Below are 22,164 nucleotides of genomic sequence, written 5' to 3'. Positions count from 1 at the left end.
TGGGTGATGGGCGGCGGGCGGCGGGCGGCGGGCGGCGGGCGACAACCTACGGGGGTAGAGTCGACTGTCAGTCGACTATCGCGCGCAGCGCGGGCTTCCAGGCGGTATCGCCAACAGCAGTCGACTAACAGTCGACTCTACCCCGTCGGGCGCCCCAAGCCAGGCGAATGCCCCTGTGTACATGCTCCACAGGCATCACTTCATGCCCTCGCACCACGCAGCGCCCCGCATCTGCACCCGTAGCATCAAGCCATGCCCAGCCCACCCTCCGATCCCAGCGCACCGCTCGTCGCCATCGTTGCCTGCCACGGCCAAGGCCTGTTCGAGTTCGGCTGTGCGGTTGGCCTGTTCGCGCCGGTGCGGCCGGAACTCGGCGTGGCCTGGTACCGCACCCAGCTGTGCGCGGGTGAACCCGGTGCGCTGCGCATGCTTGGCGGAACGCAGGTGCAGCTTCCCTACGACCTCAGCACAGTTGATGACGCCGACATCATCGTCATTCCCGGTTGGCGCGAGCCCAGCGAGCGCCCGCCACAGGCGCTGCTTGATGCACTCATCCGTGCCCACGGCCGTGGCGCGCGCATCGCTTCGATCTGCTCCGGTGCCTTCGTGCTGGCGTGGGCCGGGCTGCTCGATGGCCGCCAGGCCACCACCCACTGGCGCCTCACCGAAGCGCTGGCGCGCGAGTTCCCGCGCATCGATGTGCGCGAAGATGCACTGTATGTAGACACCGGCAGCATCATCACCTCGGCCGGCTCGGCGACCGGCATGGACATGATGTTGCACATGGTGCGCAAGGATTACGGTGCGCGCGTGGCCAACCTGGTGGCCGAACGGCTGGTACTGGCGCCGTGGCGTGATGCCGAACGCAGCCAGCGTGTCAGCCGCGCCATTCCCCATGGCGAGCCCACGCGCCTGGCAAGGCTGATGGAATGGATGCGCCGCAACCTGCGCGAGCCGCACTCGCTGGGCAGCCTCGCCGAGCAGGCCGCACTCAGCCAACGCACCCTGCAGCGGCAGTTCCTGGAGGCCACCGGCCTGTCGCCCATCGACTGGCTGATCCGCGAGCGCGTGGCCTACGCCCGTGAGCTGCTGGAAACCACCGACCGGCCGCTGCAGTGGATCGCAGAACAGGCGGGCTTTGGTTCGCAGGAATCGTTCCGTCGTCACTTCCGTGGCCAGGTCGATGCGAGCCCTACCGAGTACCGCAGCCAGCATCGCGGCGGTGTTGGCGCGGATCGGCTGGTGGGTTGCTGATCCAGCTCAGCGCTCTCCAGCGCCACGTGAGAAAAGGCTCACGGCGGACGGTGGAGACCCACGTATAGTGATGGGCGTCACACGAAGCCCCTTCCATGCTCCACGCATTTGCTTACTCCAGCCACATGTCGGCTGGGCTTTCCGATGAAACCCTCCGCCAGATCGTCTCGGACTCTGCCGCGTTCAATCGCCGGGTGGACGTCACCGGAGCGCTGCTCGTCGACGGGCAGCGGTTTTTCCAGTACATCGAAGGCCCGCCCGACGGCCTGGAGGCGGTCAGGCGCCGCATCCACGACAGTCGTTCGCACGCCGCCGTCGCCCCAGTACTGGACATGGCAATCGGCGCACGCGCCGTACCCTACTGGGCGATGACCCGCATCGAGACCGGGCAGATCGTCGTGTCCGGGCTGGTCAATGCGCGATGGGACGAATTTGGCCATTCCGTTCCAGGCATGGATCAGCTCGTTGGCCTGCTGCGTCCGCATTTCCCACGCATCGGCACCGTCGAGCCGCCACGCGCCCCCGCCTGATACACACTGAACCGTCGCCTTGCGTGCGCCTGCCGACGCGGCCGTGCGTTACGTTCGGGCGTCATCATCAGGATCCTCCTTCCCGCTGTCTTCGCCACGCCCATCGCATGCCAGTACCCGCCCCACCTGCAACGGAAACACGCGCATCGCCCGCCGACCTGTTCGAGATCGTCATCGTGCGTGCAGGCACCGCCCTGTTCGCGATCGACATCCAGGCTGCCGTCGAAATTCGCGGCCTGGAGGCATTCGGCCCTGCAGACTGCAACGGCAGGCCGACCGTGGAAGTCCGTGGGCAGCCATTACCCGTGGTCGACCTGCGCCGCATGAGCGGCCAAGCGGCATTCGACGGTGGCAGCCCGGCCATGCTGTTGATCAATGCCGGTACCGCAACGCTGGCGCTGGCCGTGGATGAGGTGCTGGAGATCGAGACACCGGACGCGAGCGCACGCGTGCCCGAGCGTGCCGCAGGCCGATCGTTCGGCTTCTGCAGCCGGCACATTCAACTTGACCCGGCGCGCTCGGCTGCACTGATCGAACCGGTGGCACTGCTGGGCGCACTTGCCGCGCCGGAGTGACCGGCGGCGTCTCAGGATCGTCCTGCCAAGGCACGGTTTCGCAGCCTCCAGCACTGCGCGGCAACGCCGATCACAAACACTGCCGCCAATCCCAGCAGCGTCTGCAGCACCACCGGGGCCATCGGCGCGGCAGCAATCGGATGCGCTGCCGGCACGCGGGTCAGCGTTTCGTTGACGCCGGGCACCAACGACAGCAGGAAGCTGAAAGACAGCGCAAACGTCGATGCATAAGGTGCTGCGCGCCCCAGCCAGCGCAGCCGCGCGGCCAGCACGCCGCCGAATGTCACCAGCAGCACGATCACCCCGAATGCGTGGCCGGAGTTGATCCCGCCCGTGCTGGACACGGTGAACGAGGTGGCCACCGACAGCACCAGCCCCACCAGGTACAGCTTGCCCGCGCGCGTGGCGGGATCGATTGCGCGATGGTGAATGAAGGCGTACAGGCCACTCAACACCGGGATCAGGCTGACAGCGGTATGGATCACGCCAAGCGTGGACAGAGGGTGGGACATGGGACATCTCCAGGGATAGAATGAACCTACTAGTAGGTAGGCATTGGACTCAAAAAGAAGGCCCGCGTCGCCGCAGGCCCACCACACATCTCTCAGAGCGCCGCACTCACCCGCGCGATCGCCAACTGTGCCAGTGCCGCGAAGGTCGCCGCGTCACCAAAACCGCGCGCGGCCAGCATCGCGCCGTGCACCGAGGACATGAACGCCCTGGCCTCGTCCGCAGGGGAACCCTGCAGGCGCAACTGGCCCAGCGCCGCGCCCTTCTCCAGCGTCACCGTCAGCCACCCGCTTAGATCCTCGAAATGCCCGCGCACTTCATCGGCAATCTCCGCAGGGATCATCGGCGCCTCCGCTGCCAGCATCGCGCAGATGCAGAACGACGACGTCCCCCCTGCAATGCAGCTGGACCAGTACTCCACATAGGCGTTGAGCTCCTGCAGCGGGTCGTCCAGCTGCCGGTCCAGCAGCGCCAGGCCTTCGCGCGCCTCGGCCCGGTACAGTTCAACCACCGTGCGCACCAGGTCCGCCTTGCTGGGGAAGTGGTGATGGATGCTGGCCTTGCTGATGTTCACCCGCGCGGACACGTCGGCGTAGCTGAAGCCGTTGTAGCCACCGGCCTCCAGCAGCGAACGGGCATGGGCCAGGATCTCCTGGGCCTTGGGCGAGAGCGGCTCTTTCATGTCGCCAACCTACTAGTAGGTTGAAACGCTGTCAACTACCCGCTGCCGGGCTCGCCGGGCATGGCCCGGCGCTACCCACGCCCCGCTCAGTCCTCCTGCACCAGCTTGAACTCGCGCAGCAGACCACCGATCTGGGTCTTGTCCAGCTTGTTCATCAGCAGGTTGCGCAGGAACGCTGGCCCGGGAATGTCCAGTTCCTTGCCATCACGCAGGCGCCCGGTCGCGGCCAGCAGCGAGCGCACGTCATACGTGGAATTGAACACCTCCGGCACGCCACGCTCGATCCCCAGCAAGGTGTACACCGCCTCCATCGGCGTGCGCACCGAGTACTCGGTGGTGAAGATGCAGTCGCGCTGCTTCGATTCGGCGAACTGGCCGATGAAAGCGAAGTTCACCGCACCTTCCGGCACCACGTCCGGGCGGTCACCTGCCTGGCGTGGCATGAAGAACGCCGTGATGTACGGCATCATCACCGGCACTGTCTTCGCGCCGGTCGCGGCCAGCTCATCGATCTCTTCCACCGGCACGCCCAGGTGATACAGCCATTCGCGCGTGATCTCCTCGCCGGTGCAGTCCTGCATCGGCTTCTTCACGTAGTCGCCGGGCGTATCCACGAACAACGAATACACCCAGACCACGATCTGGTCCTTGGGCTGGTTCGTGAAATGTGGCTGGCGATTCACCGTCCAGCTCATCAGCCAGCGCGAGTCGCGCACGCTGACGATGCCGCCGGTCACCACTTTGCCGCTGAAGGGATCGCGCTTGGCGATCTTCTGGATGTAGGCCGGAATGCGCGCATCCAGCGTGGTCACCGTTGCCGATTCCCACTTGGTTTCAGGAATGTGCGCGCCGAACACATCCGGATGCCCGAACGCGTCATCCTTCGCGGCAATGCGGCGCCACAGGTCCCAGGCAGGCGCCGGGCCTTCGTTCAGGCGTGCCGCAGTGTGGTGGTCGCCATTATCCGAGTTCTCGGTCAGCGAACCGATGGTCATGAACAGCAGATCATCCGCGCCGAGATCCACGCCACCGGCTACACCGTCATGCATCCAATGGATGCGCGTGGCCTGCTTGCGGTCGGGCTGCAGATCAAAGTCGACGTCGGTCACCTCGGTACCGTACTGGAACACCACGCCCTGGTCCTGCAACCACTTCACCAGCGGCAGCACCAGCGATTCGTACTGGTTGTACTTCGTGAACTTCAGCGCCGAGAAATCCGGCAGGCCGCCGATATGGTGGATGAAGCGATGCAGATACAGCTTCATCTCCAGCGCCGAATGCCACTCTTCGAACGCGAACATGGTTCGCCAGTACAGCCAGAAGTTGCTGTCCAGGAAATCACGGCCCAGTACTTCGTTGATGCGCTTGTTCTCCATCTCCTGACGGGTGGCCAGGAACAGCGCGATGATGTCCTTCTGTGCCTGCTCGGTGAGTGTGAACAGACCGTCGGTGTGCGCATCTTCGCCGCGATTGATCGTGGCGCGCTGCAGCGAATAGTTCGGGTCGTCCTTGTTCAACCAGTAGAACTCATCCAGCACGCTGGCATCCTCGATCTCCAGCGACGGAATCGAGCGGAACAGATCCCACAGGCACTCGAAATGGTCTTCCATCTCGCGACCGCCGCGGATCACGAAACCCTTCTCCGGCACCTTCAGGCCATCCAGCGCACCGCCAGGAATGTGCTGCTGTTCAAGGATGGTGATGCGTTCACCGGCCATGCGCCCGTCACGTATCAGGAACGCAGCGCCGGCCAGTGAGGCCAGGCCTGAACCGACGAACCATGCGCGCTTGCCATCGACACCGGCGGGCTTGCGCGGGCGCGCAAAGGCTTCGTAGTTGCCACTGCTGTAGTACATGCGCTGCTCCTTCCTGGAGGGGGTGACCCCACTCTAGCGCCGAACCGATGTACCGATTCCTGCATGCATGCTGCGACTGAATGACGCAGCGGCGTCAGAGCTGGCGGCCCAGCAGCATGCCTGGCCAGCCGTCCACGTTGAACGGCGCAATTCGCGTGTAGCCGCAGGACTCGTAGAAGCGCACCAGATCACCGCTGCCTCCGCCATAGCAGTCCACGCGCAGATGGTCGAGGCCGGCAGCGCGCGCCTGCTCATCGGCAAACGCCATCAGGCGACGGCCAATGCCGCGCACGCGCGCATCACGCGAGGCCACCAATACCCGCACGTACAGCTCCGGCCCATCGGGCGCCGGCACATAGGGCATCGACTCGCCCAGCGCCAGGAACGCACGCACCTCACCCTGCTCGTTCTGGGCCACCCATGCGCCAGGCAGCGCGCACGCATCGGTCACCTGGGTGATCCGGCGTGGCACCGTGGACCATGGCTCGCTGCCCCATTGCTGCAGATTGCCAATGGACACGAACCATTCAATCACCTCATCGAACAGCGCCAGCACCGCAGGGGCATCTGCCGCACTGGCGCGGCGGATGGTCAAGGTGTCCTCTCCTGTTTCAGTCATGCACGTACTCCTGTCAACGCGTCAATCAGCTGTCACGAGGATGCCGGCCAGCGGCCGGCACTACCAGGGTCGGAAGTCCCTGGGCCGGATTTGACATGCAGGCATTTGCCTGCATATAGTTCATCCCAAGGGCGGCACCTGCCTGCCCATGCGAGGAACCTGCAATGGTGGATATCGCACACAGGGTCGGCATCAAGGCCCCCGCAAGCCAGGTGTACCAGGCGCTGGCCACCCCCGAAGGCGTCGCCGCCTGGTGGGCTGAAGACACCCATGGCGGCCGCGAAGCCGGCGGCTCGGTCAAGGTCCGTTTCACCAATAACGGCCAGGAAATCGGTGCCATGGAAATGCAGCTGGAACAGCTCATTCCCAGCGAGCTGGTGCTCTGGAAGTTCCTGGCCGGCCCTGCCGAATGGATCGGCACGCATGCGCGTTTCGCGCTGAAACAGGAAGGCGACTACTGCATCGTCCTGTTCACCCATGAAGGCTGGAAAGAGCGCGTCGAGTTCACCTCCCACTGCAGCACCAAGTGGGCGGTGTTCCTGATGAGCCTGAAGGCACTGCTGGAAACCGGCAACGGCCAACCCAACCCCCACGACGTCAGGATCGACAACTGGAACTGAAGACGTCCCGCATGAATGCAGACAAGGTATTCAAGGCGCTGGCCGATCCCACGCGCCGCACGCTGCTGGACCTGCTCTGCGAAGACAACGGCCAGACCTTGGGCCAGCTGTGCGAGCACCTGGACATGGCCCGGCAATCGGTCACCCAGCACCTGGGTCTTCTGGAAGACGCCAACCTGATCAGCACTGTGCGCCGTGGCCGCGAGAAGCTGCACTTCATCAACCCGGTGCCGCTGCATGAAGTCTACGAGCGCTGGGTAAGCAAGTTCGAGCAGCAGCGCCTGAGCCTGCTGCATGACCTGAAACGCGAACTGGAAGGAGAATGACGATGTCCGCAGAGACCACCCGCTTCATCCACGTGATCTACATCGCGTCCACGCCACAGAAGGTGTTCGAGGCCATCACCCGCCCCGAGATCGCCAGTCGCTACTGGGGCCACGAGAACGTCTCGGACTGGAAACCCGGCTCGCGCTGGCAGCACGTGCGCGCCGACGAAACGCGCTCGGTCGAGCTGGTCGGCGAAGTGGTGGAAAGCACCCCGCCCTCGCGGCTGGTCATCACCTGGGCCGCCGCCTCGCAGGCCGACAATCCCGATGCCTACAGCCGGGTCACCTTCGAGATCGTGCCCTACCAGGACATGGTGCGGCTGACCGTCACCCACGACGAATTGGAACCCGGCAGCGGCATGGATACCGGCATCCGCCAGGGCTGGCCGATCGTACTGTCGAGCCTGAAGTCGCTGCTGGAGACCGGCAAGGGATTGGATGTGTTTGCGAAGCCGAGCTGAGTCGTGCCGCTATCGGCGGCGGAGCGCCATCCGCCGCCTGCGCCACCATCCGCTCAATCGCTCACTGTGCGCGCGCGCCCGTATTGTCCGTGCACATCCTGCTTGATCCAATCCGCCAGCAGGCGCAGATAGCCGTCGGTGATCCGCGTCGACACGCGGTTGCCCTCGGCATCGGTGCGGAACTCGACCATGCCATGGTCGGTGTCGGGGAACAGGTAGGTCTCGATCGGCTGTCCTGACGCGCGCAGGCGCGACAGGATCGAACGCGTGGCGGCAATCGGCGCGGCGCGGTCCTGCTCGGCCAGCACCCATAGCAACGGCCCCTTCAGGCGGCGCAGCGCAGCCTCGGCGTCGTAGTCCCAGATCAGCTCCAGGTTATCGAAGCGCGCGCGACCGATCCGGCGCAGGTCGGCGTCGCTCATGCGCAGCATGTCACCGCTGTATTCGCCACTGATGGTCTTTGCCCACGGCGCGGCACCCACCTGCGCACGCACCTTCGCAAGCGCCTCGAAACCTTCACTGAAATGCGTGCGCATCAGCTGCGCGGTGGCCTCTGACAGCTGCCCGACCTGCGCCAACGCCGCCGCATCCAGCTGCATGCGCCGTGCCTCATCGAACAGCTGCTCGCGGTCCTCCTCGATGGGCGAGACCACCAGCCCGAAACCGATCGCCACGAAATCCGCCTGCGAACGCGTGGCCGCCAGCGGCGCGATCCAACCGCCCTGGCTGCCACCGAAGTACCCGGCACGGCCGAAGCGACCTTTCGCCAGTTCACGCGCCTTAGCAAGCGCCGCCGCTGCGTCGTCAGCGAGCAGCTCGAAGTTCTGCGTGTACTCGCCTTCCGAATCGCCGGTGCCACGCTTCTGGTAGGCGAACACCGAGATTCCCTGCGCCACCAGCATGCGTTGGTAGATCGCCGCCACCGCCATCGTGCGTTCCGAGCCATGGACCAGCACCACCAGCGGCCGATTGGGATCGGCCGGACCGGCGGGTTCGATCAACTGCCCGACCAGCTTGGTTCCGGCACTGGTGAAAGTAGCATCGGTATCGCGGGTCGGCAGTCGCTGCCAGCGCTGCGTGGCCTCCGCAGGCGACCTGAAGCTGACCACATCGCCGCTGCAGCTCACCGGCGCGTTGGCATCGCCGGTGGCGCCACGTCGCCCGTCCAGCATCAGATAACGCTGCCCCGTGGCCGGTGCCGCGGCGGGTGCGCCCAGCACTACGATGTTGCCCTGCCCGTCACCGTAGGCACTGACCGTGCACAGCTCGGCGGCTGCAACCGGCAGGCCCGAACACACCAGCACCGCGCTCAACAGCGAACGACTCTTCCACCCTGCCATGCCCGTCCCCATTACAGTAAACCCGCGTCGCGCAGGCGCCGGGCGCAGCCTAGCGCGTTCGTTCGCCAGATTCATGTTGCACCCGCTCGCCGTCGCCTTCTGCCATAGCCATACTGGAAGGACGATACGGACTTCAGAACGCCATGCACCCACACTTGGAACACATCGGCACCACCCGCATCCTGCGCGTGGAGCCGCAGGGCCCGATGCTCGATGCCGGCGCCCTACGCAACCTGGTCGGCGATGCCCTCGGGCACCAGGCCCAGTGGATCGCCGTGCCGGTGCAACGCCTTTCGGCGGACTTCTTCGAGCTGCGCTCCGGCATGGCCGGGCAATGGCTGCAGATGCTGGTGAACTACCGCCTGCGCTTCGCCGTACTGGGCGACGTCAGCGCCTGCCGCGCACAAAGCCCGTCGCTGGATGCATGGATCACCGAGTGCAACCGCGGCCGCGACGGCTGCTTTGTCGCCGATTGGGACGCCCTGCTGTCACGTCTTCCCGTGTCGGCCAGCTAGCGCGCCGTCCAGCCCCCATCCACCGGCAGCGCCGTGCCGGTGATCTGTGCCGCCGCGTCCGAAGCCAGGAACACCACCATCCCGCCCAGCTGATCGGGCGTCACGAACTGCAGCGAAGGCTGCTTCTCGGCCAACAGCGCGCGAGCGGCGGACTCCTGATCCGTGCCTTCCTTCTCCGCCAACGCAGTGATCTGCTGCTCGACCAGCGCCGTTCGCACCCAGCCCGGGCAGATGGCGTTGGCGGTGATGCCGGTGCCCGCATTCTCCAGCGCGGTCACCTTGGTGAACCCCACCACGCCATGCTTGGCCGCCACATAGGCCGACTTGTTCACCGAGCCCACCAACCCGTGCACCGACGCGATGTTGATGATGCGGCCAGCGCCCTGCTGCTTCATGTGCGGCAAGGCCGCCGACGTGGCATGGAACACCGCCGACAGATTCAGCGCCAGGATCGCATCCCACTTGTCGACCGGGAATTCCTCGATCGACGCGGTGTACTGGATGCCAGCATTATTCACCAGGATGTCGATGCGGCCCATCGTCGTCACGACGCGGTCGATCATCGCGCGCACCGCCTCGCCCCGGGAAAGGTCCGCGCCATCGTGCACCACCCGCACGCCGAATTCAGCTTCCAGGCGGGTACGGATGCGTTCGATCTCCGCCGCATCGCCGAAGCCATTCAGCACGATATCGGCACCTTGCCGCGCCAGCGCCGTGGCGATGCCAAGACCGATACCGCTGGTGGAGCCGGTGACCACCGCAACCTTTCCACTGAACATGGGTGAGCTTCCATTGGGCGTAGGTGGCCAGTGTAGCTCCACCGGCGCGCCCCTTTAAGCGACGCTACCTTGGTCAATCAACGGCTAGAACGCGTTGGGTACCCGCGGAGGGAAGTGTCCAGCGTTCATTCAAAACGGTACACCTCAGAGGGGGCGCAGTCGTGGCCTGCTAGCGATACTGTCCGACTCCCACATAGGGCAATGCATCCATGCTTTGCCCGGCGGATCGAAATCGAACAGGTCCGAAAATAGCTTCTGCAGCCGTTCTACTCCCCCCACCGCCAACCGGGGGGGGCGCCTTTCATCCAGCAGATGAGGACAAGGACCAACACTACGGCCCACGTGTAGAGCTGAAACGCGATGGGCTCGCGAAATGGAGAGAACAGAAACGGACCCGCCAGCAGCAGGCCGAATGCGACTGCGTACACCAGCCAGCCCTGCCACGCGCACGGCATCCCCCAACCCCATCCGTACTTTTTCCTGGTAAACCAGTACTTCCTGCTGATCATTGCAATCTTCCTCGATGGCCGCCGGTCTCACGTACCTGATCCAAGCATGCTTTGAGCTGTTCGTGAAGACGTCGGTCCAGAATCAAGTCAGTATCCCCTCTGGTTGTGACGAGAACAGAGCTACGGTCCGTGCGCAGCACGAAGACGTTGCGACCGTTCTGCATGCGGAACTTGCCAAGTTCAACGCCCCCTGTGCTGGTCCCAAGTTGCCGGTGAGGCAGCGTGATCCTTGAAGCATCGGAAGCGTCCTGCCACGAGACACTGGAAAGCGGGAGCTGCAGTCGGACAAACGCTGCTGACCCAATCAGCTGGCCATCTGTAACGGCGATGTACGCTGTTCGCGCTTGATATACGAGGCCAAAGGCAACTACGACAACAACGGCCAGCGCCGAGCCGAGCGCAATATTCCTGGCTGGCACCCCGCCAGAGCGGGATGCAAACCATATTGTGATCAGAACCACGGCTGCTGCCACGCATATGCCGAGAGGAAGCGCGTAGGCGTGAATCAGGGATACATCCAGCGTCGATCGGCACATCATCAGGAACTACTCCGCAGAGATTGACCGCATGCCATAAACGTAAATCGTCTCGACAATTGTCTCAAATGCGTCTTCGTCACAGGTGACAAGGCCCACGCTTCGCATCGCGCGCAGAAACGAGCGGACCTCGTTCCATGTTACGGGCTTTGCGTGTTCATCGCAGATCATACTTGCACTGCCACGCATGAGAATGCTTCGGCATCAGATACCGCGCAACAAACGCCCATCTCTCATCGATCACATCGGTCGAACATGGGCTGCGCGCTGTGATGCCATTGCAGTGACACTGTTCATACCGAACTTCAACACGCTCTAGAAGAGAACGCTCGCTCGATCAACGGTCGCGAGCGGGTTGGCCTTTCGCACCGCCTCCAGAAAGAGCAGGAAGTCGCGATTGAACAGCGTCAGGTTGTTGGCAAACGTCACGCACTTTCTGCCCGATGCTTTGCTGAAGCACACCTGCCAGACATAGCGCCCGTAGATCCTGTCGGACGTTCGCGTGACTGAGGTGATCTGCGAAAGCGGAACCGCCGTGGGCACCGGCCCACGCCGCAGGTAGAAGGACTCCGCATCAAAGAAGTAGTGCTCCCGATCTTCTTTCCCATCCACCATCACCAAGGTCATGGACCTGCCGGAAATCCGGCGCGGAGCATGCAAACGCAGCCCCGAGTTCACGGACGAGCGAGCACTTGCTGCCATTCGCCGAAGGGTGAACCAGAGGATCACCAACGGAAGTGCCGCAAGGACAATGAAACCTACGGTCTTCAAAACAGTTTCCAGCGTGCTGGGCACACAGATCTCCAGGATGAACGTTCAGGCGATGCCCAAGTAGATCCACGCCATGCGTGGATGCTCTCCCTCAGCGCCCCATCACTTCCAGTGATCCGGCCCCAGGAACGGCAGGCTCAACACAAACACCGGAACCGCCACAGGGATCAACGCGGCCCCCAGCACCTTGCCCGCCGCCGAACCCACACCCGGCTTGTCCTCCCTCTCCGGCAGGATCCGCTGCGCGCGCGCATTGATCGGCTGTGCCAGCTTCCCCTTCTCTGCCAGTGCCGCAGCATCCGGCAACTGCACCTGCTCGCCGTCGCCCTCGAACAGCGCGCTGTAATAGCTGCCGCCCTTTCTTGAAAGATTGCAGGCCCGGTCAAACGCCAGCGCGTAGCGGGTCCGGTCCATCGGCAGGTAGTAGCGCGCCCGCTCCTCCACGGCCTTGGCCTCGCGCGGGGGGACCTCAATCCGCTCCAGCTTGAACTGCGCGGCCTGCTCCGCCGTCACCTGCTCCGGCCGCAGCAGCAGCGCATAGCTGCCGTGCACCTTGGCTTTGTTGGCCGGGTCGCGCCAGTCTTCATGGAAGTACATCTGCGCGCAGGCCACCGCCTCGCGCAGCGGGCTGTCCATCAGCGCCCGATATTCGCGGAACGGCGCGGCATTGAAGCGCATCGGCGCGTCATAGCGCGGCAGCAGGTACAGCTGTCCGTCTTCGGCCACAAAGGCGCTGGTGACCTCACGGTTCCAGACGTGTTCCTCCGGCCCGCTGGCGCAACCACCCAGCAGGCCAAGGCACAGGGCGGAGAGAATGAAGAAGGACGTTCGCATGTCGTGTTGAAGGCTTCCCTGGGAAAACGGCCCCGCCCGAAGAGCGGCGCCGGTCCGCCATGGTGCCACGCGCCACATCACGCGCCAAACCGGCCCAACCGCCGCATCACAGAATGGACCGGTAGGTGCCGCCCTCTACGCGCACCGCCGCGCCATTGGAGGCCGCGCCCAGCGGGCTGGCCAGCAGTGCCACCATTGCCGCGATCTCGTCGGCCTCGATCATCCGCGCGATCAGCGAACTGGGCCGGTAGGTCTGGAAGAAGTGCGCTTCAATCTCTGCATCGGTCATGCCCGGTCGCGGCGCGGTCTGGCGCAGGTATTCCACAATGCCGTCCGAGCGTGTGGCCGATGGCAGCACGCTGTTGACCGTCACCCCGGTGCCCCGAGTCAGCTCAGCCAGGCCACGCGACACCGCCAGCTGCGCCGACTTGCTCACCCCGTAATGCACCATGTCCGGCGGCGTGAACGCACCTACCTCGCTGGACATGAAGATCACCCTGCCCCAGTTCCGCTCCAGCATGCGCGGGAAGTAGTGCCGCGACAGGCGCACGCCGGACAATACGTTGACCTCCAGCATGCGCATCCAGTCATCGTCGCTGATGTCGGCAAAGGCCTTCGCTTCGTAGTAGCCCAGGTTGTTGATCAGGATATCGGTATCGGGCTGTGCCGCGATCACGGCGGCCGCGCCCTCGGCGCTGGCCAAATCAGCCACCACCGTAGTCAGTTGCGCGCCCGGCGCCACAGCGCTGATCTCGGCCATGGCTGCCTGCAGCTTTCCCGGGTCACGCCCGGTGAGGGTCACGCTTACGCCTTCGCGTGTCAACGTGCGCGCGATAGCCAGGCCAATACCAGCGGTCGCGCCGGTGACGAGTGCGGTCTTGCCCGCCAGTTGAAGATCCACGAGGTTTATCCTTTGAGTAGGAATTGGGCGTCCCGCGCGCCGAGCGCAGGACTCACCGAAAAAACAGATGTGCTGTCGGGCTTACTTCAACCGCTCCACCAACCGCTGCCCGACCTCCAGCGCCGAGGCCGGGTTCTGGCCGGTAATCAGCTCGCGGTCCACCACCACATGCCCCGTCCACGGCGTGGCGTTGCTACTGAACGTCGCACCCGCCCGCTGCAACGCGGTCTGCGGGTAGAACTTCATCTCACCGCCGCCCAGCAGCGGCTTGGCCTGCTCTTCTTCCTGGTTGCTGATCACCGTCATCCGGTAGCCGCTGTAGATCCACTTCGGCGCGCCCGGCATCGCGCCCGCCTCCAGCTTTGCCACGAAACCCGCCGCATCCGGCAGCGTGGACAGCAGCGCGATCGGCCCGTGGCAGACCAGCGCGGTGGTCTTGTTGCGCTGGTGGAAGTCGGCCAGCAGCCGGCCCAGCGCCGGGCTTTTCAGCAGGTCCTGCATCGGCGCGTGACCACCGGGAATGTAGACCGCATCGAAGTGGGCGTAACCCTGCTGCTCGATGCGCGCCAGGCTCAGCACCGGCGAGCCCGTCGGCGAGGTCAGCGCCAGTTTCTCCAGCAACTCCTTGTGCAGCGTCAGCTGCGCCGCATCGTTGCCGAAGTACGCCGGCGTCACCGAGGACGCATCCACCGTCGGCGCCCGCCCCTGTGGCGTGGCGAAGGTCACCTGGTGGCCGGCGTCCAGCAACAGCTTGACCGGCTGCATCAGCTCGTTGAGATAGAAGCCGGTGGACAGCACCTTGCCGTCCTTCAGGTCCAGGTGGCTTTCATCGGACAGCACCACCAGCGCATTGGCGGCGTGGGCGCCGCTGGCGGCCAGGGTCAGGGCCAGCGCTGCGGCCAGCCGGGTCATCAGGTTCATGGGGAGCTCCTATCGGGGAATGGCGGCCACTTTATTCATCGCCCCAGCGGCGATAAATTGGCCCCATCGCAAAACATCTGTTCCCCGGAGAGCCAAATGAGCCGCAAGTTCGACTACCTGGGCGATGTGGAGGTGTTCCTGGCGGTGGTCGAGCACGGCTCGTTCACCGCCGGCGCGGTGGCGCTGTCCACCACGCCCTCGGTGCTGAGCCGCGCGGTCACCCGCCTGGAAGCGCGGCTGGGCCGGCAGCTGCTGCAGCGGACCACCCGCCGCGTGGGCCTGACCGACGCCGGTCGGCTCTATCTGGAACAGGTGCGCACCGCCTTCGGCCTGCTGGACGACGCCGAACGCGACGTACTGGCCCAGGACGGTGCGCTGGCCGGCCGCGTGCGCCTGAGCGTGCCCACCACCTATGGCCACTACCGGCTGCCGCCCGTGCTGGCGCGCTTTGCGCAGCAGTACCCGCAGGTGCAGGTGGAACTGAACATCACCAACCGCAACGTGGACCTGGTGGCCGAAGGCTTCGACCTGGCCATCCGCCTGGGCCAGCTGCCGGACAGCGGACTGGTGGCGCGAAAGCTGGAAGATGCCCCACTGCTGCTGGTGGCTGCGCCGGACTACCTGCAGCGCCGCGGCACGCCGCAAACGCTGGACGACCTGCAGCAGCACCTGTGCCTGCCCTTTGTGATGCCGCGCACCGGGCGGCTGGCGCCGTGGATCTTCCGCGACGAGGGGCGCGACGTGGATTGGCTGCCGCGCTCGTCCATCGAGACCTCCGACGATGTGCTGGGCGTGGTGTCGCTGGCCGAACAGGGCATCGGCATCTGCCAGAGCTACGAGTTCATCGTGCGCGAGCGGTTGCAGCGGGGGCAGTTGGTGGAAGTGCTGCCACAGCTGCGGGGGCGGTCTCGGCCGTTCTCGGTCATCTATGCGCCGCATCGACGGCAATCGGCGGCGGCGCGGGCGATGATTGAGTTGCTGGTGGGGAATGCGGCGGGGGTTGAGCAGGGCGTGGGTTGAAGCTCCGACGCTCACCGATGCTGTCGTGTTTGAACCGAATTTCGGGCTGTGCGGCTGATCGCGCGCCGCTGCTTGGCGAGTCGGATTAAGAACTGTTGCAAAGAATGCCGTCGCGCTATTCGCTTGTGGCGTAGGCGATTGCGCCACTTTGATTCGGTATCAGCAGAGCAGCTGCGCGAATGCGTCCGGCGGTGTCGCGTGCTGCACGAATGGTGCGTGCAACAATAGTCCTCTGCTCTCGGATTCCGCGATTTCTTCGCGAATTTCTATTGGCATTCGAAGCGGCGGCGTAACCAACATGACGTGCCACCGACAACGGGTGGCTCCGGGTCTGCAAACCCGCGACGATTGTTGTGCCTGTTGTTTACGCTTGCCCGTCGGCACCGTCCTTAACCGGTGCCGGCGGGCAATCCGTCGGCCTGTATGGCGGGCGGTGCGTGGGGGTCTTCGGATCCACCGGTCATGGCACTACTTCGTCCCGGTTTGCAGCCACGCATCGTCCGCCACCCTCTTCGCGGTGGCGCTGTTAAGCATAGCCACGGAAGCCGACGCCATGAACGAATCCGACACCTTCTCTTCGTACACCGTTGTTGAACCCATCAACGACGACACTCCCCTGCCCGACCTGAACTACCTCCTCGGCATCCTCAAGCGCATGCGCGGCTGCGAAGGTGCAGATGGGCATCCTTGGCCGGAAACCGATGTGTCACCCGGCCGCCGCGTGAGCCTGGCGCGGAGCGAGCGCGCGATGGTGGGGGCGTTGACCGTACTGGAGTTGCTACACGCGGCAGACCGCTGCCGGGTAGCAGCGGACCCGGAGCGGCATTTGGATGAGGGGGTTGTCGATGGGCTGTTTCTGGCTTGCCGGGGGTTGGTTGAGTGGGGTTGTCATGAGGTTAGGCCGTCTAGTTAACAGCAGCACCTATATTCGTTTGAGGGACGCCAACTGAAGTACACCAACCCAACAGCTCCCCCGCCAGCCCTATCGAACTAATAGGTAGTCGACGCTTCGCTGGGCATGATACCCAAGACCAATTGACAACAAGCCGCGTCACTGCCCTACTGCACAAGGTGACGTCGTAGCACACGAGTTACTTCGGTCAAACACTCGGTGAAGCAAGGGGGGGGGCAATGGAACTGACAACACAACTTCAACGCGTTGTGGATGGGGTGAGGAACGGAAAGATCGGCAATGAACTTGAAGGTGTCTTCTTCCCTGAGGGCACCCCGGTACCAGCCGAGCGCGACCTTTGGGACTACAAAGCACATTTTCAGGCAGATAAGCTGGCGTACGCGGAGCTGACCAAGGACATTACAGCATTTCACAATTCGTACGGCGGCTATATTCTAATCGGGGTTAACGAGACTGCACGCGACGAGAGATTTGAAATCTGCGGATATAGTCGACCTGAAGATTTCACAGGAGCTCTAAGGGGCGCCCTAGATTCATACTGCTCGGCACCGATACAGATATCCGTTGGGGACATAAATATATTAAATAAGTCTGTAGCATATGTTTTCATACCTCGACGAACACCAGACTCCCCTCCGGTTTTCCTCCAGCGAAATGGGCCGGAGTACCGGCCAGGGAAACCTCTGTTTCTTGAGAAAACGACATACTTCAGACAGGGAGATCGAAGCCTCCCAGCTACTATCAGCCAGCAATGGGAGTTTCTTAATGGGCAGCGCAACCCTGAAGAGCTCATCGCAGGAAGGAATATTGTTTCTTCTGCCACAGTTTCCGCCAGGATCGTCCCAAACAACCTTCCCGACCGCAGCGTTATTTGCGCTCACCTCTTCGGAAGAGAGGACATTCTTTCAGACTTATGGGCATGGGTTGCCGATGAGCTTGAGCCAGTCCGGCTACTAGCTGGCGCAGGGGGAAAAGGAAAGACTTCAATCGCCTATGAATTTGCAAGTCGCTTCTTTAAGAACGCCCCCCTACCATACATTCAAGTTTTGTGGCTTTCCGCCAAAAAAAGGCAATTCCGTGCAGACCGAAATGATTTTGTAGACCTTCCATACAGCTGGTACGAAAACCCAAGAGAACTTCTTGAAGCGCTCTGCATAAGTACTGCAGCTGTAATCTCGGGAGACGAATCAAATGAAACGGAGTACACGCTTCAAAAGCTGCTACGAACCAGCTTGAAAGAAATTCCTTCATTTATTGTCGTCGATGACATTGACTCGCTTGCCCCTAATGAGCAGCGGCGTGTATTTGAGATTGTTCAACAGCTTTCGGCAGGATCAAGCTCGAAGTTCCTATTAACCACTCGCGCAAACTATGCATTCTCCAATGAGCAGTGCATCGTTGTCGGTGGATTAAAGGGTGAAGCATATATATCCTTCGTAAAGGATCGGGTGCGACGCTTGGGGCTCAGCGATTTAAGCACGCGCGAACGCGAGAAACTGGAAGCCCAAAGTGATGGATCACCACTATGGACAGAGTCCATGCTTCGCTTGATGCGCCAGGGCTACTCATTTGAGGATGCAATAGCCGAGTGGTTCAAAAAGCCCGGCGAGGACGCACGCGCAGCGGCATTAAATAAAGAAATTACCGCCCTTAGCTCTCCGGCCAAGCGAATACTATTTGTTGCGTCAGTTCTCAGAGAGTGCTCTCGTGCCGAACTACTGGACGTGACCAAGCTTGGAATGGTGGAGTTCGATGACGCTCTGAATGAACTACAGACTCTTTTCCTAGTTGACGCCCCAAAGATAATAAAGAACGAGCCACGCTTCTCTGTACCAGAGTCAACGGCAGCTGCTGTTTTCGATACCGAGACAACATTGGTAGCCGACCCGGCAAGACTAAGAGGATCAGCAAAAGAGTACTTGCAGCGAGCCGCTTCATCTGCAGGAAAGGCTGCGCGAAGCAAGGTCGGTCTCGCAGTCAATCAGACAATGGCATTACTGAAGTCTGGCCAACTTACCGAGGCTCTCGCCACCGTCGACCAAGCCCTTTGCAAGGACTCCAATAATCCTGACCTTCTCCTACTGAAAGGGCGCTGTTTAAAGGATCGCGACCCGGCGAAGGCTATTGAAGCCTTCTCTTCAGCCCATCGGAACGGGCAGAAGAAGCCATTGCTTTTTGATATGTGGTACAGCGCAGCTGAAAGCATCGGTCAACATGCCGCTGCTCTAGACATAGCAAATTTGGCAATAGACCTCGTGTTCGACTGCGCAAGGTGGCTTCCACTTCGTGCTCGAGCTTATGTACAGATTGCACTACTGCGAAGCCGCGATGGTCAGTCGTCCTCTTCAGTTGAATTGCTTCTGAAGGCGGCATCTGATCTTCGGGAGGCTATCTCTCTTACGAAATACGCGACAAAAGAGGCGGATGCGCATCGCTCTGATCTCCGTGCAGTGCATGACGTCGCTTGGAAGCTGACTGCTGGGCACGACATTAGCGCCAGCCTTCAGGCGTTCGATGTTGCAGTGGCATGCTTGGAGAATGGAGACTATCGTCAAGAGTGTTTCGAGAGACTCGTCTCCTCAACGAGCAAATTGTCTACCAGCACGTCTGCCTCGGACTCGGGTGCATCACGTGGCGCGCGCACACGCGTGTCCACGGCCCTTCGCGCACTACAGAAAATTCAACCATCCAAACTCGGGACTACGCGCGCAAAAGCCTGGAAAAGCGCGATACTTACCATTGAAGGACTGGACTAGGCGACAGCGCAAGGAAGCTGCGAACAGGATCCTTGAAGATTTTCTCGTCGCTGCAGGAGAGCGATACCGGAATAGCAAGGGCGCTCACCGCGCCCTCCTTCCTGGAACACACTACCAGTCGATCCCGAAAGGCCGCTAAATTATCTCAATTGACTGGATTGGAATTGATCAAAATACGCCCTCAGCCGAGCAGCATCCCCTATCTACTGTCGCTGGATCTTTAGAGCCCCACGCTCAGTCGTGGCCGCCTCTGGTGCGAACTGCAGTGCATGTGCGGTAGCCGTCAACCCATACCTCCTTCCCCCAGTGACTTCTTCGGTCGCACTTGGCTGCATCCTTGCCTATATCCGTCGGCCCCGCACGTTTACGGCCAACGCTCGTTACGTTCTCGTCGAGCAGATATCCCGTTGGAGCTCTCGAGCTCTCAATCTGATTGAAAAGCTACAGAAAGGAAGCTGTCGCCAGCAAGCCTGCCGGTGTAAATTACATTTCCAGCAACATTGCTGGGCCCAACGAACAACTCGTTCGGACACCTCTCCCACATGCTCACCGCATCACCTACTGATCAAGCAACGGGATGAACAGGTCTCGCAGCGATTGGTCGCTAAAAACATCTCGCTCCTCCTTACTCGATGCTGGAAAACTAGGCGATGGAGCAGCACTGAAGCCGTCCTCGATAAAAGCAATTCTCTCCTCGATGTCCGAAATCGCGCTATTCAAAATAGCCTCTGAAACGCCAAACCGAGAAGCAAACTTCTTCAAGTCCGAAATCCTGTCCGAGAGGGATGACTCACTCTCATCCTCCCGTATCCGAATAGAGTTGTCACGAAACTCTTCAACAACAGCCTCCTCTAGCGCCCTTGAAATGCTCACCGGCAAGCTTGGTGATGCATCCACTGCGTCAACGAGATTCGAAAGCATGTCACAAGAACTCCATCTAACAATATCAACAAGAGCACGCTCAAGAATCTCGAGCAACTCTTTCTCATAGACAAATTTTCGCTCAGCACTTTGATCACCGCGCCTGGACAAGAACGCAATCAACACATCCCCGTCTGCCCATGCCTCAAATCCGCCACGCGGATCTCGAGCAATCCTCATAATACTCTCAGCAAATCTCTGATCACGAGTAAGCTCCCACCACTCCATAAGCATTCGAATTCTTTTCGAGTTTGGAGCATCATTATACTCAAGCGTGCGAGCATCCCCTGCGCAACGACGCCACAGCGGGCGAGTTTCAATCATTTCGAGCACACAAACGCCACTAATCGCGACTTTTGTTTGCTCCTCGAGAGAAAGCCCCTCGGGATACACAAAGTCCCAGATTTTAATTAGCCAGTCTACTGACATAGCAGCAGGCACCAGAGCCGACAGGAGATGAGCATCCTTAAGATAGCCTGACAGATAGTCCCTTAGAGAAGGATTTAAATAGGAAACAATCGGCCCACCAACATCGATAATATTGATGAAACTCCCCTCAAGAGTTCGAATGCACTCCTCGAAGTCCTTCGGCCCGTGAGTTGCGCCATACGCAGAGCACATCGCAACATTCAGAGCATCAAAAGATAGACGCAGACTAGTAGCATGCACCCCATACTCGGAGTGAAAGAACATAGCTATCAAAAGATTCCTGCAACGGTGATCAATATGAGTTCTAAATGCCCGTTCCCATATCCTACTTGGATTATTCAAAGCATCAACGAAGGCAACTGGATACTCACCAGGCGAAACATCGATTAGCCTCAATTCATCCGTCATCACTTCAATTATTCGAGGATTATAGTTTTTGTGATCAACTATCGCCGCCAATTTATTGCTATCGATTAGGGATTGCAGGTACGGAAGAGGAGTTCGCGACACAAGCAGATGATTGTAAAGAATCCTGGCCTTGATTCGCCTTGTATAAATCCCAACGTCGAGGACATATTTAGATATATCAAGCCTTTCATCTCCAAGATACTCGGATACCTGGCGAGCCTCCTCCAGAACATAACCTCTCGTCGTTAGAATAAACCGGGCATTGGGAGATCTTCGAACTCTGTCCATGAACCGAGCCAGCTCGGAGTCTTTTTGAGCAAGAGCCTTCCGATCCAATGCAACCTTTCCAAGAAAATCATCAAATAGAAATATTTGCTTCTTGCCATCCAATATTGAAGAAAACCCATCATCGAGGCTCCGGATTGGAATAAGGTCCCAACCTTCACTCAGAAATGCGTAACACAACATCTCCGCGAGAGTAGTTTTTCCGACACCTGGCGGACCAGAAATTATGAGAAGCCTAGACCTTTCAAGCACTGCAAGCGACTCATTGAAGCTGGGGTTTGAGGCGTAGATCCTGACCTTACGCTCAATTTCACTTGTTGTCATGGCCGCAAAAGTATGGGCTGCTGCTCGAACTACACGATCAAGAACGCCAGCACCTGAAAGCCAAAGCTTTATGTGTGACTTAAGCACATCGACGTGCTTTCGAAGGAGTGCATTAATGTCATCTGGGCCAAATATATCTGACTCAGAATTTAAACTAGGACCAATAATAGAGGCGATCCTATTTTTACCTAACGGAGTGAGCCTGCATGATGTAGCAAGTATGTAGCGCGTCGGCTGGAGCCTATCAATTGCCAAACGCTCGCGCCTTATCGCAGCCACCAACTTACTAAATTGGGAGCCCTCATAGTGCTTTGCTTGAATTATCACACTTCCGCCACTTTGCGCATGACGACCATCCACTCCACCGTCCGCCCCCGCACAAAAAGCTTCGAAGCGAAGATTTTCCTCTCTGCCAATGAGATCAAGAACCAGATCCTCAAAGTCCGCTGAAGATAGATTTGAAAAACTGTACCTCATCGCGAAGATCTCCTTTCCTGTACGATAACGATCATGCGCTCTTTTGGGGCATTGAACTACTTTGGGGCTAATCCCCGCAATGTACTGGCAAA

At 61.0% G+C, this 22,164-nt stretch carries 21 protein-coding genes; 10 read left to right on the top strand and 11 right to left on the bottom strand.

Annotated elements, in window-relative coordinates; all coding sequences use genetic code 11:
• Window positions 1-252: 252 nt before the first annotated feature.
• From ftrA to AC5P60_RS17645, 3 genes are all read left to right on the top strand, one after another.
• A complete protein-coding gene (ftrA, locus tag AC5P60_RS17655; RefSeq protein ID WP_483692774.1) occupies window positions 253-1,254 on the top strand; it encodes a transcriptional regulator FtrA in 1,002 nt (333 codons plus the stop codon).
• A gap of 95 nt (window positions 1,255-1,349) precedes the next feature.
• Window positions 1,350-1,784 (top strand): BLUF domain-containing protein, encoded by a 435-nt coding sequence (locus AC5P60_RS17650; protein WP_032965809.1) that lies wholly within the window; start codon window positions 1,350-1,352, stop codon window positions 1,782-1,784.
• A 107-nt stretch (window positions 1,785-1,891) separates the two neighbouring features.
• Window positions 1,892-2,359 carry a chemotaxis protein CheW gene (locus AC5P60_RS17645; protein ID WP_005409336.1) on the top strand — a complete coding sequence of 156 codons (468 nt, stop codon included), beginning with the start codon at window positions 1,892-1,894 and terminating at the stop codon, window positions 2,357-2,359.
• A gap of 11 nt (window positions 2,360-2,370) precedes the next feature.
• On the opposite strand, the gene AC5P60_RS17640 is transcribed toward AC5P60_RS17645, so the two are convergent.
• The 4 genes from AC5P60_RS17640 to AC5P60_RS17625 form a co-directional block, all read right to left on the bottom strand.
• Window positions 2,371-2,871 (bottom strand): hypothetical protein, encoded by a 501-nt coding sequence (locus tag AC5P60_RS17640; RefSeq protein WP_483692775.1) that lies wholly within the window; start codon window positions 2,869-2,871, stop codon window positions 2,371-2,373.
• A 92-nt stretch (window positions 2,872-2,963) separates the two neighbouring features.
• Window positions 2,964-3,551: a TetR/AcrR family transcriptional regulator gene (locus tag AC5P60_RS17635; protein ID WP_483692776.1), complete on the bottom strand. Its 588-nt coding sequence runs from the start codon at window positions 3,549-3,551 to the stop codon at window positions 2,964-2,966.
• Window positions 3,552-3,637: 86 nt separating this feature from the next.
• On the bottom strand, window positions 3,638-5,407 hold the full coding sequence (locus AC5P60_RS17630) for an oleate hydratase (protein ID WP_483692777.1): 1,770 nt from the start codon (window positions 5,405-5,407) through the stop codon (window positions 3,638-3,640).
• A gap of 94 nt (window positions 5,408-5,501) precedes the next feature.
• The gene (locus AC5P60_RS17625; RefSeq protein WP_235649938.1) at window positions 5,502-6,026 is read right to left on the bottom strand and encodes a GNAT family N-acetyltransferase; all 525 of its coding nucleotides are present in this window, start codon (window positions 6,024-6,026) and stop codon (window positions 5,502-5,504) included.
• Between the two features lie 164 nt (window positions 6,027-6,190).
• Here AC5P60_RS17625 and AC5P60_RS17620 point away from each other — a divergent pair, with 164 nt between their 5' ends.
• From AC5P60_RS17620 to AC5P60_RS17610, 3 genes are read left to right on the top strand one after another with little or no spacing between them, the layout of a single operon-like run.
• The gene (locus AC5P60_RS17620; protein ID WP_049403165.1) at window positions 6,191-6,646 is read left to right on the top strand and encodes an SRPBCC family protein; all 456 of its coding nucleotides are present in this window, start codon (window positions 6,191-6,193) and stop codon (window positions 6,644-6,646) included.
• Between the two features lie 11 nt (window positions 6,647-6,657).
• Window positions 6,658-6,972 carry an ArsR/SmtB family transcription factor gene (locus AC5P60_RS17615; RefSeq protein WP_149901928.1) on the top strand — a complete coding sequence of 105 codons (315 nt, stop codon included), beginning with the start codon at window positions 6,658-6,660 and terminating at the stop codon, window positions 6,970-6,972.
• Between the two features lie 2 nt (window positions 6,973-6,974).
• Entirely contained in the window at window positions 6,975-7,433 is a 459-nt protein-coding gene (locus tag AC5P60_RS17610) for an SRPBCC family protein (protein ID WP_262089690.1), read from the top strand.
• Window positions 7,434-7,486: 53 nt separating this feature from the next.
• On the opposite strand, the gene AC5P60_RS17605 is transcribed toward AC5P60_RS17610, so the two are convergent.
• The gene (locus AC5P60_RS17605) at window positions 7,487-8,773 is read right to left on the bottom strand and encodes an alpha/beta hydrolase family protein (protein ID WP_483692778.1); all 1,287 of its coding nucleotides are present in this window, start codon (window positions 8,771-8,773) and stop codon (window positions 7,487-7,489) included.
• 143 nt (window positions 8,774-8,916) lie between these two features.
• Between AC5P60_RS17605 and AC5P60_RS17600 the strand changes: the two genes are divergently transcribed.
• Window positions 8,917-9,288 (top strand): DUF4180 domain-containing protein, encoded by a 372-nt coding sequence (locus tag AC5P60_RS17600; protein WP_483692779.1) that lies wholly within the window; start codon window positions 8,917-8,919, stop codon window positions 9,286-9,288.
• Here the strand turns inward: AC5P60_RS17600 and AC5P60_RS17595 are convergent.
• From AC5P60_RS17595 to AC5P60_RS17575, 5 genes are all read right to left on the bottom strand, one after another.
• Window positions 9,285-10,067, bottom strand: coding sequence for a 3-hydroxybutyrate dehydrogenase (locus AC5P60_RS17595; RefSeq protein WP_483692780.1), 783 nt, complete (start codon window positions 10,065-10,067; stop codon window positions 9,285-9,287). The two genes, AC5P60_RS17600 and AC5P60_RS17595, sit on opposite strands and share 4 nt — an antisense overlap.
• Window positions 10,068-11,427: 1,360 nt before the next feature.
• A complete protein-coding gene (locus tag AC5P60_RS17590; protein WP_483692781.1) occupies window positions 11,428-11,907 on the bottom strand; it encodes a hypothetical protein in 480 nt (159 codons plus the stop codon).
• 78 nt (window positions 11,908-11,985) lie between these two features.
• On the bottom strand, window positions 11,986-12,717 hold the full coding sequence (locus tag AC5P60_RS17585; protein WP_483693035.1) for a hypothetical protein: 732 nt from the start codon (window positions 12,715-12,717) through the stop codon (window positions 11,986-11,988).
• Window positions 12,718-12,823: 106 nt separating this feature from the next.
• Entirely contained in the window at window positions 12,824-13,618 is a 795-nt protein-coding gene (locus AC5P60_RS17580; protein WP_483692782.1) for an SDR family NAD(P)-dependent oxidoreductase, read from the bottom strand.
• 81 nt (window positions 13,619-13,699) lie between these two features.
• Window positions 13,700-14,539 (bottom strand): type 1 glutamine amidotransferase domain-containing protein, encoded by an 840-nt coding sequence (locus tag AC5P60_RS17575; RefSeq protein WP_483692783.1) that lies wholly within the window; start codon window positions 14,537-14,539, stop codon window positions 13,700-13,702.
• Between the two features lie 96 nt (window positions 14,540-14,635).
• Here AC5P60_RS17575 and AC5P60_RS17570 point away from each other — a divergent pair, with 96 nt between their 5' ends.
• The 3 genes from AC5P60_RS17570 (at window position 14,636) to AC5P60_RS17560 (ending at window position 19,228) form a co-directional block, all read left to right on the top strand.
• Window positions 14,636-15,559, top strand: coding sequence for a LysR family transcriptional regulator (locus AC5P60_RS17570; RefSeq protein ID WP_483692784.1), 924 nt, complete (start codon window positions 14,636-14,638; stop codon window positions 15,557-15,559).
• 553 nt (window positions 15,560-16,112) lie between these two features.
• Complete coding sequence (locus tag AC5P60_RS17565; protein WP_483692785.1) at window positions 16,113-16,472, top strand: hypothetical protein; 360 nt, start codon at window positions 16,113-16,115, stop codon at window positions 16,470-16,472.
• 218 nt (window positions 16,473-16,690) lie between these two features.
• On the top strand, window positions 16,691-19,228 hold the full coding sequence (locus AC5P60_RS17560) for an AlbA family DNA-binding domain-containing protein (protein WP_483692786.1): 2,538 nt from the start codon (window positions 16,691-16,693) through the stop codon (window positions 19,226-19,228).
• Between the two features lie 558 nt (window positions 19,229-19,786).
• On the opposite strand, the gene AC5P60_RS17555 is transcribed toward AC5P60_RS17560, so the two are convergent.
• A complete protein-coding gene (locus tag AC5P60_RS17555) occupies window positions 19,787-22,072 on the bottom strand; it encodes an nSTAND3 domain-containing NTPase (RefSeq protein WP_483692787.1) in 2,286 nt (761 codons plus the stop codon).
• Window positions 22,073-22,164 lie beyond the last annotated feature (92 nt).

The organism is Stenotrophomonas sp. YJH_SMC_120 (assembly GCF_059368675.1).
This window is presented reverse-complemented; position numbering and strand designations above follow the sequence as displayed.